Origin of the sequence: Jeotgalibaca ciconiae, assembly GCF_003955755.1 — a bacterium.
Classification (GTDB): domain Bacteria; phylum Bacillota; class Bacilli; order Lactobacillales; family Aerococcaceae; genus Jeotgalibaca; species Jeotgalibaca ciconiae.
This window is the reverse complement of sequence record NZ_CP034465.1, coordinates 1,641,501-1,657,721: the sequence shown is the minus strand read 5'-3', so window position 1 is coordinate 1,657,721 and position 16,221 is coordinate 1,641,501. Positions and strand designations below refer to the sequence as shown.

Sequence of the window (16,221 nt, the reverse complement as noted above, 5' to 3'; positions counted from 1 at the left end):
ACTTGATATGCGTCAATTTTCGTTTGCTAAAAGTGAGCTATACTACAGTTGTAAAGAGGAAAAGGCAGTGTTCATTAATCTGCTGCCGATAAAATAAAAACACATAAAGGAGATAGGAATTATGGAAAAAGCTATATTGCAATTAGAAACGTTGTCTTGTCCAAGTTGTATGCAAAAAATTGAAGGTGCCTTGAAATCAGTTAACGGTATTGATAAAGACAGCATTAAAGTATTATTCAACTCCAGCAAAGTCAAAATCAATTTTGATTCAGCTGTCACTTCGATTGAAGAGATTCAAAAAGCTATCGAAAACGTAGGCTATCCGGTCCTTAAAGCAAAAGTCAAGGCCGCTTAACAGATTAAATGAACTAGGCAATTCTGGAAGAAAAGCTATTTTTCCGGGATTGCTTTTTTGTTGCAATCCGATTCGAGGTGCTTAGAAACGATAAAAGAGAACTTTCTAAACTTGATAGCCGTAAATTTTTATTCGATAAAAAGAGGGTATCGTTATAACTGTAAAGAGGAATAAGTGTCATTGAGGCTGTTAGATCAAAAAAATAGTGAAAAGGGACACGTATTCTTTCAAGACTTGATGTCAGTCAATTAATTACTTAGGCAATTATCTTATACTGTGTTTATCAATAAAAGAGAAATTAAATTTGGAGGGAAAAAGCATGCAACAATATATATTAAGCAAGAAAAATGTTATCACCGTCATCAGTGGATTGTTAATCGCACTCGGTTTCTTCAGTCACTTTGTTTTAGAAAACGTAGGACTTTCAGAGTGGTCTTTGATCATCGCCTCTGTCTTTGGGATTACGCCAATTGCCATTCAAGCGTTTCAAGCAATGAAAGTCAAAGTCATCAGTATTGATGTCTTAGTCAGTATTGCAGCGATTGGTGCGCTTTTTATTCAAAATTATGAAGAATCGGCTATTGTCACGTTCTTATTCTTATTCGGACACTACTTGGAACAACGAACATTGAACCAAACGCGATCTGCTATCAAAGAATTGACTGAAATGGCACCCGAAAGCGCCTTGAAACAAATGGATAATGGCGAATTTGAAGAAGTAGAAGTGGATGATGTAGATGAAGGGGATATCTTGCTCGTTAAAACGGGTGCGAAAGTTCCAGTGGATGGCACAGTCCTTACGGGTGAAGGGCATATCAATGAAGCTAGCATTACAGGGGAAGCTGTTCCGGTCAACAAGCTAGCTGATGCAGAAGTTTTTGCAGGAACCATTTTAGAAAACGGAACGATTCAAATCAGAGCTGACCGAGTTGGTGAGGACACCACATTTGGAAAAATTATTGAACTCGTGGAAGAAGCACAAGATTCTAAATCCGAAGCGGAACGGTTCATTGATCGCTTTTCTAAATACTACACACCAGCTGTCTTGGTTCTGGCAATTGTTGTATGGGCGTTCAGTCAAAATATTGAGTTAGCAATCACCATCTTGGTTCTAGGTTGCCCAGGCGCATTAGTTATCGGAGTGCCTGTCTCAAACGTTGCCGGTATTGGGAATGGTGCTCGTAACGGTGTTCTTTTAAAAGGGAGTGAAGTCATTCAAGACTTCAGCAATGTGGATACAATTGTATTTGATAAGACAGGTACTTTAACTGTCGGAAACCCAACCGTAGCAGCGACTGAACTGTATGAAAAAGATTCTGCTGAAACGCTTGGCTATCTGGCCAGTGTGGAACGGGAATCAGATCATCCATTAGCAAAAGCGGTCTTAAATCAAATTGGAGAAACAAACTTTTATCCTGTTGAAGGAACTGAAGTCGTGAAAGGCGGCGGAATCGTTTCAAGTGTAGCTGGACATAGAGTGGCTGTTGGGAATGTGGCCTTGATGGAAAAAGAAAATGTCACTCTCAGCAAAAAAGTGCAAAAAGATGTCAAACGGTTTGAACAACAAGGGAACTCTCTCGTTTTGACAGCGGTCGACGGTGAATTAAAAGTACTGATGGGCATTCGCGATCAAGTCCGTCCGGGTGTGAAAGCTAATTTGCAGGAATTAAAAGACTTGGGCGTGAAAAATCTAGTCGTTCTTTCAGGAGATAACCAAGGAACCGTTGATGTGGTCGCCGGCGAACTTGGTTTGACCGAAGCTCACGGCCACATGTTGCCGGAAGACAAATCGGCTTATATCGGAAAACTTCAACAACGTGGTCAAATTGTAGCCTTTGTTGGAGATGGCGTTAACGATAGTCCGTCCTTAGCTTTAGCAGACATTGGCATCGCAATGGGAAGCGGAACGGACGTAGCGATTGAAACATCCGATGTCGTTTTAATGAACTCGAACTTCAGCAACTTGCCTCACGCATTAGGATTAGTAAAAGCCACCGCAAATAATATGAAACAAAATATCGTGATTGCAATTGGAGTAGTATTGGTCTTGTTGACCAGCGTCTTCTTCAGCGAATGGATGAATATGTCTATCGGAATGTTGGTTCATGAAGGTAGTATCTTGGTGGTAATTTTCAACGGCATGAGATTAATGAAGTATAAGTTGAAAGGTCGAAAAGAACAAAAAGAAGTATCAGCACCTGCAGAGAAAGTAAAAATATCTTAAGAATAAATTAGAAGAGGCTGAGACAATAGTCCATCCTTGAAATGACAAAAGCGGAAACTCAGATTTTTAAATCTGGGATTTTCCGCTTTTTTGAGTTCTTGAAAAAAAATAAGAGTATAGAGTATGCTCTTTATAAAATTAATTTTCGTGTAAATGATTAAAAAATCTAATAATAAAATTTAAATTCCTATTAAGTTGTAACACATGAAATTACATAAAATCATGTATCGAGAACTTTATATCTATAGGGTTCTTTTTTTATATCGGTTTCCAATACATGATTGTGTGGTGTAATAAATGAAAGCATGTATCTGTTTTGTGAGAGGAGAGACTTTTTCAAGGAGTTATAATGTCCAATCATTACGAACACACCAAGAAATCAGCGACTTTTTATTCTGTTTGAGACGCAACAAAAACGCCGAACGCGACGTTTTCTTGTTTTTGATCGGCATTAATAGCGATTTACGCATGTCCGATATCGTGAAATTAAAGAAAAAAGACGTGATTTCCTCGAAAAACCCCCGTATTGTGGAACAAAAAACCGGAAAAACACGTATTTTATATTTAAGCAGCCTGCAGGACTTGATCCAGGACTACACCAAAGACCTGGAGCCAGAAGATTATTTGTTTCCCAGTACCAAAGGCGGCCATTTGGAGGTCAACACAGTCTACCAAATGTTTTAGAAGGTAGCCAAGCTGTTGGGGCGCGATGACATCGGCATCCACACGTTACGCAAAACCTTTGGGTACCACTATTATAAAAAAAGACTAAAATAAAATATATAAATTCTATTTATTATATAACACCTAGAAATCCTTATAGTATTATAGATTCTAGCCTCTCTTAATTTTTCAGGGTTACTATACTCACTCCTTAAATTGTGCTAGTGTTTAAAACCTTTTTTACGGTATTTTTAGCTATATTTTCCTTTCACTTCATATTGATTTAATATGTGTCTAAATTGAGTACCCCCTCATTTTGAGGGGAATAATTTATTGGCTTCAAGTGTATATATGAAAGGTTTATCCATTGAGGATAATGGGGAAGGCCTCCTGTTCCATATTTATGTTCCCAATATCCAACCCAGTGTTAATCTTGACTATTCAAATGGATTGAGTTGGACAGATGCTCTTGAAGTAAATGTTGTTGAAGAGCCCTTTTAGAAACAGTATCAAAAGTTGTGAAACAGCCAGTCGTAGAAGAAACTCCTCCACCGGTCCAAAAAATATCTTCTATCAAAACTGTACGGTAGTTCGAGCTGCTGGCGCTGATCCGATCAGAGCAGGAGATCCTGGTTGGGATACGAAGTTCGACCGAGATGGTGACGGAGTCGGTTGTGAATAGAAAGAGAGTTTGGTAACTAGAAAACATTATCTATATGTGAAAGAAGTCGATGCGAGGATAGAATTCCCCCAAAATCTTTGCTTTTTTATTTTCAAGGTAATAAGCAAGGAAATAACTAGCCTCAAATAAAAAAATCGTAATGAAATGATCAGAATTCTGATTGTTTCATTGCGATTTTTATTTTTGCTTTCATTTTTGTAAAAAGCTTTTGTTTTTCTTCCAGCCTCTAGGACTAGTTTTGTAAGATTCGTGCTCATAAGCATGATACCAATGTCATTATGAACGGCTTGCTTGCCTCTGACATGCGTTCTTCGCATGCCAAATATACCTTTCAAACGACCAAAAACAGTTTCTACGTCATTCTTCCGTTGTGCGTAGATTTGTTTACCATGATCGCTTTCAAGGTTTTCTTTTACATGGTGCTTAAAGTATTACCAGTTATAGTTGACCGCTGTCTGACGTTGGTCATCTTTCGGTGTCTTGGCTAATTGATTGCGCGTCTCATCCTGTTGTTCCACATCAGCCTTGTATACTTTAAATTGTCTTCGGAAATATCTTTAAATTTTTTATCTAAATACTGACCAGGAAATTCTCTAAGAATTCCAACTTTTCTACGATTAGAGATTATTTCATTAGCAGTCATATTATCTTAATTAGAGAAAAAATTGATAATAGCTTTGCTAGCCGCCAATAGTTACGTCAGCAACAAGCGACCTTGTAGAATAGTTAGGTATGTCATAAGATTCAATCTTTTTAGCACTATCAAGCAGTAAATATAATTCTTCTTCACTTATGATTTTACCATCAATAAATAATTCATCTTCTAAAATAAACACTTCAATTTCATTTAAATCCTCACTGACTGCTATATTATCATTTTCAGAGTAAGCATAAACTGAATGACCTTCATGGGTTTTTCGGCAATTCTCATTTGAACAGCTTGCTATTTTACTTCAGGTGGATACATTTTTCTTTTTACCATGACAAAAACACCTGCATATTAGGTTCAGTGTAACATTTCTGAATTCAAGGGAGATGTTTTGTGTTTGTCTCATGCTATGGGTCAGGTCCCCTTTTTCATGGCTGCATCTTGTTCCTTACAGTGCTAAATAAGGGTTATCATTTGCTTATTTCATAAATTCACCTAAAATAATAGATAAGAGAACTGGAAACTTTCTCTTTTATATTTTATTTTTAAATACGAGCTAGGAGGAATTACAAATGGCAAAAGGGTTTGAAGATAAAGCAAAAGGATTAAAAGACAAGGTTGTCGGTAAAGTAAAAGAAGAGTACGGCGATTTAACGGACGATAAGAGCAAAGAAGTTGAAGGTAAACTTCAAAAGAAAAAAGGCGACGTTAGAGAGCATATCGGCGAAGCAAAAAATAAAGCTGATAAAAAAGTTGATGAGCTTCAAAAAAGAAATGACGATCGTTTAGAAGATTTATAAAAATTACATACTAATCTCCCAAAAAAAGCGCTGAGCATTCAGCGCTTTTTGTTCTGGATTATGATTTTATATTTATATGGAAAACTCAGCTTTGCAATTTTAACGGAATTTTTTTGTGAATGCCTGGAATGCCTCTTGCCCTGCTGCGGTTTGCTTAAAGACGCCAGCATCTTCTAAAACTTGCTCAAATTTCTTTCCGACGGATTCCTGAATGACAGTTGTTACATTTTCTTCTGTTATATTTGGAAGTTCTTTTAATGTATTAGCCCATTCTAAATGGTAAGGAGCTACTTCAACATCTTTTCCTAATACATAATCGGCTACTTCACGTAATTCTGTTTTTAATCGAGGAGGTAAAATTGCCATTCCCAACACTTCAATTAAACCAATATTCTCTTTTTTAATGTGTTGAACATCTGGGTGGGGATGAAAAACTCCGTCTGGAAATTCCTTTGATGTTCGATTATTTCTTAAAACAACATCCAGTTCATATGCATTGCCATTTCTCCGTGCAATCAAGGTTACCGCGTTATGTACTGTCTCTCCTGTATTAGCGAGAATTCCTAAATCTTCATTCGTATAATCATTCCATGCATCCATTATTTCAGAACCCGATTCTACAAGATCCTCTATGGATAACGAACGAAGACGGATGACTGAAAGCGGCCAATACAATTTTTCAGCTGTGACGCTTGGTTTTGATTTCCATTGCCATGTATCAGTCACTTTTGCATCTTCCATCGGAAAATGATGTCGTCCTCCTTGGTAATGTTCATGCCCCAAGAGAGAGCCGCCAACAATTGGTAACCCTGCATTTGAACCCATGAAATAGTGTGGTAAAACAGTTACTAATTCCAATAAATTTGCAATTGTCTGTCTAGTCACATTCATAGGAGTATGCTTCTTTGTAAAAACGATACAATGTTCATTGTAATAAGCGTAGGGAGAATACTGGAATCCCCAATTCTCTCCTTGAATGGGAATACGGATCACTCGATGATTTGTTCGAGCTGCAATGCCTGGTCGGCCTTTGTATCCTTCATTCTCTGCACATAATTGACACTCGGGATAATTACCAAAAGAATTTTGTGCTTCTTCAATATCTTTTTTCGTCTTTTCCGGTTTGGATAGATTGATGGTTATATCTAACACTCCATATTTGGAAGTTGTTTTAAAATGTTCGTTTTTTGCAATATGACGCGTTTTAATATAGTCATTATTTTTTGAAAGCTTATAAAAGTCATCGGTCGCTCTCATAGGAGCTTCTTGATAACCTTCCCAAAAAGCCTTGTTTACTACTGAAGGTGCTGGTGTAATGACATCCATAATTTCTGCTTCCAACTCTTCTCTCGCACGCAAAGTATCATCGATAACTTTTTCTTGAACGGCATATTCCACTAGTTGATCCATCAAATCTAACATATCTTCCAAGGGAATCGAAGGAGTTAAAGTTGTTCCATAATGCTCTTTTTTTAATAAATTTATCAATCGATTAGTGGCATAATATGAGTCAAGTGGATGTACTAACTGCGAAACAACCCCCTTTGCTACAAAATCACAAACAATTTGATCAATTTTATTTTTAGTTCCCAACGATAGACCTCTTTTCTATTCTAAATACTTATAGAAGCTATTTTAGCATACTCTTAATAATTAAGGACAAAACAAAATTTCTAAGGAACAACAATAAATTTTAAAGTTCTATTTGAAAGCACGCGGATACAGAAAGCAGAACGTAATCACTCTATAGACAAGGGGCTAGGAAAAAACTCCCAGCCCCTTGTCTATACGCGAACAATGCAACATAAGTGTGCTCAAAAAAGCAGCCCCGCCGCCTACTGAAACAATCTTCTCAAATGTTTTTCCAGCATATTTCTCCAATCGAATAGAACGCGTCTGGCAATACATGGGTGAAGTAATGCAAATCTCCGCCGTATTCTTTCCCTGCTTCTTCATAAGATAGAAAAACTCCAGAAGTGCCGATACTTACCATTTCCATTTCCATGGAAACAATTCCAGCACCTAGAGCAGCGCAGGCATTGTCTGCCCCACCAGCATAGATATTAATAGTATTTTTAAAACCTAGTTCTTCTGTCAACTCTGTTTTCAACATACCGATTTTATCTGCAGATTCTACCAATTTTGGACAGAGCTCTTCTGGTAAATCAAACTTTCCAAGGATTTCTTTGCTCCATTCAAAAATTCAAAAGCTGCTTCTACACGATTTTTGGCAGTTTCCATCGGATCATCCGTAATTATGTACGTTCATTTACTCCTAAGCCAAACGGATCATTTCCTTCATTTACAAATGAATGCCAATAAGCGACAGCAAAACGCAGATGATCTTTCATCGTTTTTCCTAATACCGTCTCTTCAGGGTTATACTGTCGAAAAGCAAATAGATTTTCAGTGTCTTTACTTTCAGAGTTTATTTCCCTTACTAACTAACTGCAGAAAAGAGGATTTACCTTTTGTTGTTAATCGTTTTCATTTTGGGTTTAAAAAGACTCTTGTTATCGAGATACCTTTACAAATAATTACTTGATGTGCTATTTTTAAGTAGATTATTCATTTTGAAAACAAACTACTCACACTATCTTGATTTAAAGGAGAGTTTTTATGGTTACCGATAAATTTTCAATTCGAGGACAAAATGAAACACTCGTATTAAATACCATCATTCACCACCCTGCTATATCACGAGCAGCTATTTCACAAATGACAGGATTAAATAAAGCTTCTACTTCTGAAATTGTTAAAAAATTATTAGAAGACTCGCTCGTGTTGGAAACTGGCGCTGGAAATAGCACTTCTTCAGGCGGAAGAAAACCCATCTTACTTGAATTGAATCGTGAAGCAGGATGTTCGTTAAGTATTGATTTAGGATATGATTATATTTCTAGTATTCTCACTAATTTAAACGGCGAGATTATCGCTGAATTTACAGAAACAGGTATCACAAATAGAAAAGAAACAGTTGTTACAAAAATCGAGGAAATTGTTAAAAAGTTTGAGCACCACTATTCAAAACGTATTTTCCAATTAATCGGAATAACCATTGGGATACATGGTATTATTCACGAAAATAACATTATTTTTACTCCCTACTCCAATTTAGATGAAATTGACTTATCGAATGAATTAGAAAAAGTATTACAAATTCCTGTTTTTTTGGAAAACGAAGCGAATTTAAGCGCACTGGGAGAAAAAGCTTTTTCTACAACGAAACAAAATATCGTGAGCCTCAGTATCCATAGCGGAGTCGGTGCAGGTGTTTTGATTGATGGAGAATTGTATCATGGTAATCGTGGACAAGGTGGCGAGATTGGTCATATGATTCTTCAACCGTTTGGAAAACAATGTCCTTGTGGAAATCAAGGCTGCATGGAACAATATTGTTCAGAACTGGCAATCCTAAAAAACTACCGCGAAAAAATCAAACAACCTCAGGCAACTTTAAAAGATCTTACAATCGGATATGAACAAAACCATTCTACTGAAATAGAAGTTATTAAAGAGGCAGCGAATTATTTAGCAGTAGGTATGAATAATTTAATTGTTCACTTTGATCCAGAGGTCGTTATTTTTAATTCTACTCTTTTTGAAGAACTGCCTTTATTACTCCCACTTATTCAAGAAAATATGGTAAGTACATTCGCAAAAAATGTCCCACTAGAATTATCTCATATGGGAAAACAAGCTACTTTACTAGGAGGAACAGTCGTAAATCTACAAGAATTTTTCAATATTTCTAATTTAAATTTTTCAAACCTTGACTATTAAGTAGAAAAACGTAACGAACTCTTTCATAAAGATTTACGAAGCGCAGGGCATTTAAAAAGTTTGTTCTTTTGACCCTTTTATACGGATATGCTATGATTATTTCGAAGTCGAGATAATCGAATGTGCATTGATTTAGGAGGATACTAGATGAACTACCATCATATATTTATTAAAGGCGAAGAAAATCAACCCGTGTTTTTATTATTGCATGGAACAGGCGGAAATGAAGAGGACTTAATTCCTTTAGCAAGAATGATTAATCCAAAAGCGAGTATTTTAAGCCCACGAGGAAACGTATCTGAAAATGGAATGAACCGCTTTTTCCGGAGACTTGAAATGGGTGTTCTTGATGAAGTGGATTTAGAAAAAAGAACTCATGATCTGTATGAATTTGTAAGCGAAGCAGCATATGAGTATAATTTTAATCGTAAGGAAGTTGTTGCTTTAGGATATTCAAATGGTGCAAACATTGCAGCAAGTATGTTATACTTTTTTAACGATGCATTTAAGGGCGCGCTTTTGCACCATCCAATGGTTCCATTTCGCAATAAAAAAATGGTAGAATTAAATCAGCTTCCGATTTTTATTGGTGCTGGATCAAATGATCCAATCTGTCTCCCTGATGAGACAAATGCATTGATTAATGAGTTAGAAAATAAAAATAGCGATGTGACAACTTACTGGGGAAATGCTGGTCATTCTTTATCACAAGAAGAACTGCGGCATGCCGCTAATTGGTATAAAAAGTACTTTTCCTAGTATTTTTCATATTGAATGTTTTAGTAAGAAAGGAATGTGCATAAATGGATAAAACATTAGCACGTATCAATGAGCTCGCAAGAAAAGCAAAAACAGCCGAAGGATTGACAACAGAAGAAAAAACAGAACAAAAAGAACTACGTGAAAAATATATTAAAAACTTTCGTAGTTCATTAAATGAAGTTTTGTTAAATTCAACTGTCTATGACCCGGAAGGAACAGACGTTACTCCTGAAAAACTGAAACAAGCTCAAAGAGACATGCATTTAAAGAATGCACAAGAGCTGTTAAAAGAAAAGAATATTGTTTTTCTAGATGCTGATGATAAAAAAATGTAAGCAAAAAGGAGTTGAGACTTTCTCAACTCTTTTTTGTTGTCCAGCTTTTTTAGGTTGTTCTGTTAGGAGTTACTTACCAGCAAGCCTACGGGTGGCTTAGCACGTTTTCTCGCACTCTATTTAAATGTGTTCGAAAACGTAGCAACCCTATGACTTCAGAAATTCCTACAAGGTGTTTACACCTCTTCGGTATTTCTTCCAGCCTACGGGTGGCTTAGCACGTTTTCTCGCACTCTATTTTACCATGGCATTTTTATGGTTATGTTTTTATCGAATTCAGCTTGTAATTTACGTGTTTCAATGCGGGCTATTCTTCTTTTTTCGTAATCCCGACAAATAAATTTCTCTTCATTTGTTTCTGCTACAATACTAGGCAAGGAAAATTCATTTCCATCAAAGTTCTTTATCGCTACAAACGTCATAAAACAAGTCGCTGCCAAGTACCGTTCTCCACTGCGAAGATTTTCTCCAATGACTTTTGCAAAAATCTCTATCGATGATTTCCCTGCACCAGATACAAATGTTTCAATACATACAGAATCATCTACTAGCAATGGCTTCAGAAAGTTCAATGAATCTACTGATGCAGTAACATTTCCCACTCGACTAAAACGCTGTGCAGAAATTGATGCACAATCGTCTAATTGCTTCATTAATTCTCCGCCAAATAAACTTCCATGAGAATTAGCATGAAAGGGAAATATGCGGTGTGTTTGAATGACTCTCGTTTCGCGACAAAAACGGAAGTCTTTTTTGGTTCCTTCTGTCATTTTTGGATGCCCCTTTTGATAATAATAAAAAGCATATAGCTATTTTCTGCTATATGCCTTAACGCACTTCCTCGCACTCTATTTTAAATGTGTTCAGAAGTGCAGATTCCCTACCGCTTCCCAATCTCCTCCGGGGGACTTCATCCCTCTGCGGTGCTTGGTCCAGCGTACGGGAACCTGTGCGCACTTCTTCGCACTCTGTTTTAAATGTGTGCAGAAGTGCAGATTCCCTACCGCTTCCCAATCTCCTCCGGGGGACTTCATCCCTCTTCGGTGCTTGGTCCAGCGTACGGGAACCTGTGCGCACTTCTTCGCACTCTGTTTTAATATGCGCGTGCTAACCAAACTGTGTGTTTGGCAGGCTTACCACTTACAATACAGCTTTCTTTTTCCACTGAAGGATGGAACGGAATATTACGTGTTGTAAAACCTGTTTCTTCTTTAATTTTTGCTTCCGTTTCTAATTCGCCATCCCAACCAGCTAATACAAAGCCTGGCAATTCTCCAACAGCCCGCTTCTCTTCAATGTGCTGTTTCAATTCTTCTAAAGTGTTGATATGTGTATACTCATGCATTTGACGATTCTTGCGAGCTGTCTCAAGTAAACGAGTCTGCATCTCATCTAGCGCATTCTCAACATAATCAGTAATCCCTTCAAGCGAAACGGCTTCTTTCCCTTCAATATCACGCATTTTTATCATTACTTGGTTGTTTTCCATGTCACGGGGACCAAATTCAATACGCATTGGCACTCCACGCAGCTCCCATTCGTTAAACTTAAACCCTGGAGAATTATCGCTATCATCAATAATTGCACGAATTCCTTGCGCTTTTAAATCACGCAACAGTTCTTCAAGTCTCTCAACAATTTCAGGTTTCTTCTTCCATGGTCCTACGGGTACTAAAACAACCTGTCTTGAAGCAACTTTTGGAGGTAAAACAAGACCTTGTTCATCACCGTGTACCATGATTGTTGCACCAATTAAACGAGTAGATACTCCCCAAGAAGTTGTATGTGCATAAACATGTTCATTATTACGATTCAAATACTTGATATCAAATGCTTCTGCAAATTTTGTCCCCATATAGTGAGAGGTTCCTGCTTGAACTGCTTTCCCATCTTTCATCATTGCTTCTACGGAAAATGTATCAACTGCTCCCGCAAAACGTTCCGATGGTGTTTTTTGTCCTTCATAAACCGGAATAGCTAGTAATTCTTCAATTACTTCTTTATATACCGTCAACATTCTCATTGTACGTTTTCGAGCTGACTCTTCATCTTCGTGAGCTGTATGCCCTTCTTGCCATAAAAACTCAGATGTACGTAAAAACGGTAAAGTTTTCTTTTCCCAACGGAAGACGTTTGCCCATTGGTTGATTTCATATGGCAAATCACGATAAGAATTAATCCAGTCGCTAAAAGCAGTCCCAATCATTGTTTCAGATGTTGGCCGCAACGCTAATCGCTCTTCTAATTTTTCACCCGCTGCCTCTGTTACCCATGGCAATTCTGGACTAAAACCTTCGATATGATCTTTTTCTTTTGTAAAGAATGATTCAGGAATTAACATTGGGAAATAGGCATTACGAATCCCTTCTTCTTTAAAGCGTTTGTTAAATTCTTCTTGAATGTGTTCCCAAATTTCATATCCATCTGGCTTAAAAATCATGCATCCTCTAACTGGTGAATAATCCATTAAATCTGCTTGCTTAATGGTTTGGATATACCATGCTGAAAAGTCTTCTTTTTGTAAATTGCTCATCATCTTACTCCTTTATTTTAAATTTCTTTATTTGGTCAAAAAAAATAAGCACACTTCATCCTTATTTAAGGACGAAACATACTTTATTCCGCGGTACCACCTTGGTTGGCTTCATTAACAAGCCCTGCTTTATCTTGATAACGGCAGACAGCCGGTCATACTACGAATAATTTCTTCTAGGCAGGTTCTTTATAGCAGCGGGGGCTTTTCTTCCAGCCTTGGAAAAGCTCTCTTTACCCATTCTATACGTACTATTCCTAAATGTATGCATACATATTGTAAGGGAAATGACATTAGAATTCAATTGTTTCTTTTTCCAATGTCACTTCCTCATTAAATCAGACTAGTATATCTCCTTATTGCGGAAATACTCTTCTCTTAAAATACCATAGATGGCTGTATCGATACTTTTCCCTTTATGGATTCGGTGGCGGCGTAATACTCCTTCTTTTTGCATGCCAAGTCGAAGCATTACTTTTCCAGAAGCAGGATTTTCCACATCGTGTATTGCATATACTTTTTCAAGTTCGAGCATTTCAAAAGCCAATTGTAAAAGTGCGTTTGCTGCTTCTGTCATATAGCCTTGTCCCCAAAAATCTTTATTCAAAGTATAACCAATTTCAGCAGTTTTATGTTCAAAAAATACGCGAATATCAATGGTACCAATCATCTTACCTAATTTTTTATGTTCAATTGCAAACTTCCCAATTGGAGCTTTCATAAAGTATTCTGCAATGGAATTTTTTGTATGTTCTAAGCTTTGATGTTTATCAAATACATAACGCACTGTCTCTTCATCTGATGCATATTCATACATATCTTCTGCATCTTCTAAACGAATAGGCCTTAAAACGAGTCTTTCACAGTCTATCCATCGATTGCTTGCAAGCGCAAAATGATTATTCACCTGTACCAACTACCTTTTGTAATTTTTCTAATTCACGCATGGTATTATTCAGGTTCTCTTTGTGCCACTTCATTCCGATACCATTTTTAGCAAACTTCAAAGTCAACTCTTGCTCTTTTCCTAAAAATGTTGCAGAGTGCATCATCATGCCATTTTTAAGAATAATCCCTTCCAATTCTTCATGTGGAATAAAAATTGGTTCTGCTTTTTTATCAATTTTTCCAGAAATTTTGCTCAGCGGAATTAAAATAATGCGATTTTCTTCTAGGCTCATTACAAAATAAGCGCCTTTTACTAGTTGAGCGTAAGCTCCAAAAAGAAAAAAATGTCCGGCATTAGGCATCACCTGTCCATATACTAATGTTCGTTTCGTTTGTGGATTCAACAACCCTAGTTGCTCCATATGTTCATTTATTTCATCTATATTTAATATTAAGCCCATCACAGCCATCTCCTTGTACTTTTAATTTCGTGTTGAAATTTAAGTTTACTAAATCAATATAAAAAAAGCTAAAAATATCTCTTTATAGTTCTTCTATTTTCATCGTCTTCAAAGTAAATGCTTTTATTTGTTTCTAATTTGAGCTAAAATAAAATTAGGAGATAGTAATAATAGCACGGATATGTAAAAGGAGATGGAAAATATGTTAGGTGACTATACAAATATTTTAGTAGCAGTTGACGGCTCAGAGCAGTCAGAACACTCTTTTAAAAAAGCTGTTGCAATTGCCCAACGTAACAAAGCCAAACTCAAAGCTGTTTTTATTATGGACACACGTAATGTAGCCACTTCATCGCAATTTACATCTGGGATTAACCAAGATTTTTTTAACGATGTCGATACTTCTTTTGTTGACGAGTTAGTCAGATTTGCAAAAGATGCTGGTGTTGATGCAGACAAAACGATTACTAATGGAAACCCAATGACTTTAATTGCAGAAGCTTTTCCAGAAGAATTCGGTTCTGATTTGATTGTTATTGGTGCTACTGGGAAAGGTGCAATTACAAGAGCTTTAGTAGGATCAGTATCAAACTATGTAGTAAAACATGCTCCATGTGATGTTTTAGTTGTAAGATAATTTCGACTCTTTATTTTTAGTGTTGGTAGAATTGTATAACTACTTTTTTGAAATCTCTGTTGGAATAGAGAGTAAGTAGAACTTAAATTTCTCAATAATATAGGAAGAAACAAAAAACCGTTCCACTACATTAGTAGAGCGGCTTTTTGTTGTTAAAATCGCTAATTTTTTATATTTCAACACCATTTACTGTTTCTTGATCCAGCCATGCTCCATCGAAGAAGTGAACTTGATAAGGACCTTCGTCCGTTACATCATAATAAATTGTTTCGGTAAAGCTTTTACCTGGCTCGACTTCATTTAGCCAGAAATGACGATAACGCAGGGGAAGAAAATGCCCCTCGCCATCTGTCGCAGTAAAATAATTTGGGGCAATAAAAGTGGTAGCTGTTCCTTCGTTCACATAAAGTACTTCAACTTTCAAAACACTTTCTCCCAAAGCCTGCAAGTCTTCCTCTGGTTCAGTAACTTCTATGTTTGTTACCGTAACAACTTCCACGATGCCAGAATCTTCGTTTCTAAATGTTTGGGATTCCCCTTCATTTACTGATACAGCTGGATTTTCTATTATGGGCTCTTCATTTGGAATGAATGTAACCGTAACATAACTATTTTGTTCCAAGTCAGCTAAATCAATTCCCGTTTGGCCGTACTCAACGCGATCATCCGTTGTAAAAGTAATTTCTGTTTTCACATTTGGTCCCGGATATGGATAAGTAAAATACCACTGATTGTCTGTTGTTCGGATATCAACGGCAGTTCCTTCGATAATAGCAGTAACTTGATTTATCCCTTCTGCTTGACCTTCTAGTGCGTAATAATTATATTTGTCACCTTTTGTCTCGTTCTCTAAGACGCCCGAAACAAATTGTATGGTTTTATCTTCACTGACTTCTACTACAGCGCTGCTTTCATTCGTTTCATTATTTTTGCTTGAATCTCCATCGGCATCTGTACCAACACATGCTGATAATAAAAACAGAGTGCTCAGCAACAACCACGCGTATTTCCCCCTCATAACAAACTCCTCCTATTATACACATCGAATTAGCTGGTTCCTTACAGTAATTTTAGCAAATCCTTTCATGATTTCCTAATCATTCGAGACTAAACATATGAAATATCAAATATTTCAATTTCATACATCTCTTCTATTTCTTTTATTATTTGATCCACCGTTTGTTGCGCAACGAGTGTAGAGCTGCTGACAACTGAAATACCAACACACCCTATATTAAGGACATCTTGCTTAGCTACTTCCGCCAAGCTAGCGTTATGTCGTTGGTGCATACGTTTTGCAATACTTTTCACAGTACTTCGTTTATCTTTTAAAGAAAAAGAGTCTTGTATCAAAAATGAGATTTCTACATTAATAAATGGCATCTTTATTTCCTCCTTTGCATCCCTTAACTTTTCTTAAGAAATATTTTCATTGAATTATTTTATGTT

Annotated in this window: 18 protein-coding genes and 3 pseudogenes; 10 read left to right on the top strand and 11 right to left on the bottom strand. The window is 36.7% G+C overall.

What is annotated here, in order from left to right; genetic code table 11:
• The first annotated feature begins 121 nt into the window (after nucleotides 1-121).
• From EJN90_RS07850 to EJN90_RS07830, 5 genes and pseudogenes are all read left to right on the top strand, one after another.
• Complete coding sequence (locus tag EJN90_RS07850) at nucleotides 122-355, top strand: heavy-metal-associated domain-containing protein (protein ID WP_003703288.1); 234 nt, start codon at nucleotides 122-124, stop codon at nucleotides 353-355.
• Between the two features lie 319 nt (nucleotides 356-674).
• Nucleotides 675-2,579, top strand: a complete 1,905-nt coding sequence (locus EJN90_RS07840; protein WP_126110076.1) for a heavy metal translocating P-type ATPase — start codon at nucleotides 675-677, stop codon at nucleotides 2,577-2,579.
• A 297-nt stretch (nucleotides 2,580-2,876) separates the two neighbouring features.
• Nucleotides 2,877-3,344 (top strand): annotated as a pseudogene (locus EJN90_RS07835) (tyrosine-type recombinase/integrase); the annotation flags it as partial.
• Between the two features lie 231 nt (nucleotides 3,345-3,575).
• On the top strand, nucleotides 3,576-3,743 hold the full coding sequence (locus EJN90_RS13885; protein WP_164544039.1) for a hypothetical protein: 168 nt from the start codon (nucleotides 3,576-3,578) through the stop codon (nucleotides 3,741-3,743).
• Entirely contained in the window at nucleotides 3,727-3,924 is a 198-nt protein-coding gene (locus tag EJN90_RS07830) for an excalibur calcium-binding domain-containing protein (protein ID WP_227872472.1), read from the top strand. The genes EJN90_RS13885 and EJN90_RS07830 overlap by 17 nt, the downstream gene beginning before the upstream one ends.
• Nucleotides 3,925-3,950: 26 nt before the next feature.
• Here EJN90_RS07830 and EJN90_RS07825 read toward each other — a convergent pair.
• Both EJN90_RS07825 and EJN90_RS13880 read right to left on the bottom strand, forming a co-directional pair.
• Nucleotides 3,951-4,334 (bottom strand): annotated as a pseudogene (locus EJN90_RS07825) (transposase); the annotation flags it as partial.
• Nucleotides 4,335-4,604: 270 nt separating this feature from the next.
• Nucleotides 4,605-4,760: a hypothetical protein gene (locus tag EJN90_RS13880; RefSeq protein ID WP_164544038.1), complete on the bottom strand. Its 156-nt coding sequence runs from the start codon at nucleotides 4,758-4,760 to the stop codon at nucleotides 4,605-4,607.
• A 385-nt stretch (nucleotides 4,761-5,145) separates the two neighbouring features.
• On the opposite strand from EJN90_RS13880, the gene EJN90_RS07820 reads away from it, so the two are divergent.
• Nucleotides 5,146-5,373 carry a CsbD family protein gene (locus EJN90_RS07820; protein ID WP_126110072.1) on the top strand — a complete coding sequence of 76 codons (228 nt, stop codon included), beginning with the start codon at nucleotides 5,146-5,148 and terminating at the stop codon, nucleotides 5,371-5,373.
• A gap of 99 nt (nucleotides 5,374-5,472) precedes the next feature.
• Here the strand turns inward: EJN90_RS07820 and EJN90_RS07815 are convergent, their stop codons facing one another.
• From EJN90_RS07815 to EJN90_RS07805, 3 genes and pseudogenes are all read right to left on the bottom strand, one after another.
• Nucleotides 5,473-6,966 (bottom strand): UDP-glucose--hexose-1-phosphate uridylyltransferase, encoded by a 1,494-nt coding sequence (locus tag EJN90_RS07815; protein ID WP_227872471.1) that lies wholly within the window; start codon nucleotides 6,964-6,966, stop codon nucleotides 5,473-5,475.
• 259 nt (nucleotides 6,967-7,225) lie between these two features.
• Nucleotides 7,226-7,513, bottom strand: a complete 288-nt coding sequence (locus EJN90_RS07810) for a hypothetical protein (protein ID WP_265415832.1) — start codon at nucleotides 7,511-7,513, stop codon at nucleotides 7,226-7,228.
• Nucleotides 7,514-7,575: 62 nt separating this feature from the next.
• A pseudogene (locus EJN90_RS07805) lies at nucleotides 7,576-7,805 on the bottom strand (xylose isomerase); the annotation flags it as partial.
• Between the two features lie 187 nt (nucleotides 7,806-7,992).
• On the opposite strand from EJN90_RS07805, the gene EJN90_RS07800 reads away from it, so the two are divergent.
• From EJN90_RS07800 to EJN90_RS07790, 3 genes are all read left to right on the top strand, one after another.
• On the top strand, nucleotides 7,993-9,156 hold the full coding sequence (locus EJN90_RS07800) for an ROK family transcriptional regulator (protein WP_126110068.1): 1,164 nt from the start codon (nucleotides 7,993-7,995) through the stop codon (nucleotides 9,154-9,156).
• 147 nt (nucleotides 9,157-9,303) lie between these two features.
• A complete protein-coding gene (locus tag EJN90_RS07795; RefSeq protein ID WP_126110066.1) occupies nucleotides 9,304-9,915 on the top strand; it encodes an alpha/beta hydrolase in 612 nt (203 codons plus the stop codon).
• Nucleotides 9,916-9,959: 44 nt separating this feature from the next.
• Nucleotides 9,960-10,253, top strand: coding sequence for a DUF896 domain-containing protein (locus tag EJN90_RS07790; protein ID WP_126110063.1), 294 nt, complete (start codon nucleotides 9,960-9,962; stop codon nucleotides 10,251-10,253).
• Between the two features lie 239 nt (nucleotides 10,254-10,492).
• Here the strand turns inward: EJN90_RS07790 and EJN90_RS07785 are convergent, their stop codons facing one another.
• The 4 genes from EJN90_RS07785 to EJN90_RS07770 form a co-directional block, all read right to left on the bottom strand.
• Nucleotides 10,493-11,023: an acyl-CoA thioesterase gene (locus tag EJN90_RS07785; protein ID WP_126110061.1), complete on the bottom strand. Its 531-nt coding sequence runs from the start codon at nucleotides 11,021-11,023 to the stop codon at nucleotides 10,493-10,495.
• A 323-nt stretch (nucleotides 11,024-11,346) separates the two neighbouring features.
• Entirely contained in the window at nucleotides 11,347-12,786 is a 1,440-nt protein-coding gene (proS, locus tag EJN90_RS07780; RefSeq protein ID WP_126110059.1) for a proline--tRNA ligase, read from the bottom strand.
• Nucleotides 12,787-13,129: 343 nt separating this feature from the next.
• The gene (locus tag EJN90_RS07775; RefSeq protein WP_227872470.1) at nucleotides 13,130-13,693 is read right to left on the bottom strand and encodes a GNAT family N-acetyltransferase; all 564 of its coding nucleotides are present in this window, start codon (nucleotides 13,691-13,693) and stop codon (nucleotides 13,130-13,132) included.
• Nucleotides 13,686-14,135: a hypothetical protein gene (locus EJN90_RS07770; protein WP_126110057.1), complete on the bottom strand. Its 450-nt coding sequence runs from the start codon at nucleotides 14,133-14,135 to the stop codon at nucleotides 13,686-13,688. The genes EJN90_RS07775 and EJN90_RS07770 overlap by 8 nt, the downstream gene beginning before the upstream one ends.
• A gap of 202 nt (nucleotides 14,136-14,337) precedes the next feature.
• Here EJN90_RS07770 and EJN90_RS07765 point away from each other — a divergent pair, with 202 nt between their 5' ends.
• Nucleotides 14,338-14,772: a universal stress protein gene (locus EJN90_RS07765; protein WP_164544037.1), complete on the top strand. Its 435-nt coding sequence runs from the start codon at nucleotides 14,338-14,340 to the stop codon at nucleotides 14,770-14,772.
• Between the two features lie 169 nt (nucleotides 14,773-14,941).
• Here EJN90_RS07765 and EJN90_RS07760 read toward each other — a convergent pair whose 3' ends face one another.
• Complete coding sequence (locus EJN90_RS07760) at nucleotides 14,942-15,790, bottom strand: DUF4352 domain-containing protein (protein ID WP_126110053.1); 849 nt, start codon at nucleotides 15,788-15,790, stop codon at nucleotides 14,942-14,944.
• An 89-nt stretch (nucleotides 15,791-15,879) separates the two neighbouring features.
• The gene (locus EJN90_RS07755) at nucleotides 15,880-16,155 is read right to left on the bottom strand and encodes a DUF503 family protein (protein WP_126110051.1); all 276 of its coding nucleotides are present in this window, start codon (nucleotides 16,153-16,155) and stop codon (nucleotides 15,880-15,882) included.
• Between the last annotated feature and the right edge of the window lie 66 nt (nucleotides 16,156-16,221).

What these genes read in the sequence shown, in the direction of transcription:
- EJN90_RS07755 (WP_126110051.1), bottom strand. Translation starts at nt 16,155, where the DNA reads ATGCCATTTATTAATGTAGAAATCTCATTTTTGATACAAGACTCTTTT.
- EJN90_RS07765 (WP_164544037.1), top strand. Translation starts at nt 14,338, where the DNA reads ATGTTAGGTGACTATACAAATATTTTAGTAGCAGTTGACGGCTCAGAG.
- EJN90_RS07795 (WP_126110066.1), top strand. Translation starts at nt 9,304, where the DNA reads ATGAACTACCATCATATATTTATTAAAGGCGAAGAAAATCAACCCGTG.
- EJN90_RS07820 (WP_126110072.1), top strand. Translation starts at nt 5,146, where the DNA reads ATGGCAAAAGGGTTTGAAGATAAAGCAAAAGGATTAAAAGACAAGGTT.
- EJN90_RS07840 (WP_126110076.1), top strand. Translation starts at nt 675, where the DNA reads ATGCAACAATATATATTAAGCAAGAAAAATGTTATCACCGTCATCAGT.
- EJN90_RS07785 (WP_126110061.1), bottom strand. Translation starts at nt 11,023, where the DNA reads ATGACAGAAGGAACCAAAAAAGACTTCCGTTTTTGTCGCGAAACGAGA.
- EJN90_RS07800 (WP_126110068.1), top strand. Translation starts at nt 7,993, where the DNA reads ATGGTTACCGATAAATTTTCAATTCGAGGACAAAATGAAACACTCGTA.
- proS (WP_126110059.1), bottom strand. Translation starts at nt 12,786, where the DNA reads ATGAGCAATTTACAAAAAGAAGACTTTTCAGCATGGTATATCCAAACC.
- EJN90_RS07770 (WP_126110057.1), bottom strand. Translation starts at nt 14,135, where the DNA reads ATGGGCTTAATATTAAATATAGATGAAATAAATGAACATATGGAGCAA.
- EJN90_RS07760 (WP_126110053.1), bottom strand. Translation starts at nt 15,790, where the DNA reads ATGAGGGGGAAATACGCGTGGTTGTTGCTGAGCACTCTGTTTTTATTA.
- EJN90_RS07850 (WP_003703288.1), top strand. Translation starts at nt 122, where the DNA reads ATGGAAAAAGCTATATTGCAATTAGAAACGTTGTCTTGTCCAAGTTGT.
- EJN90_RS07790 (WP_126110063.1), top strand. Translation starts at nt 9,960, where the DNA reads ATGGATAAAACATTAGCACGTATCAATGAGCTCGCAAGAAAAGCAAAA.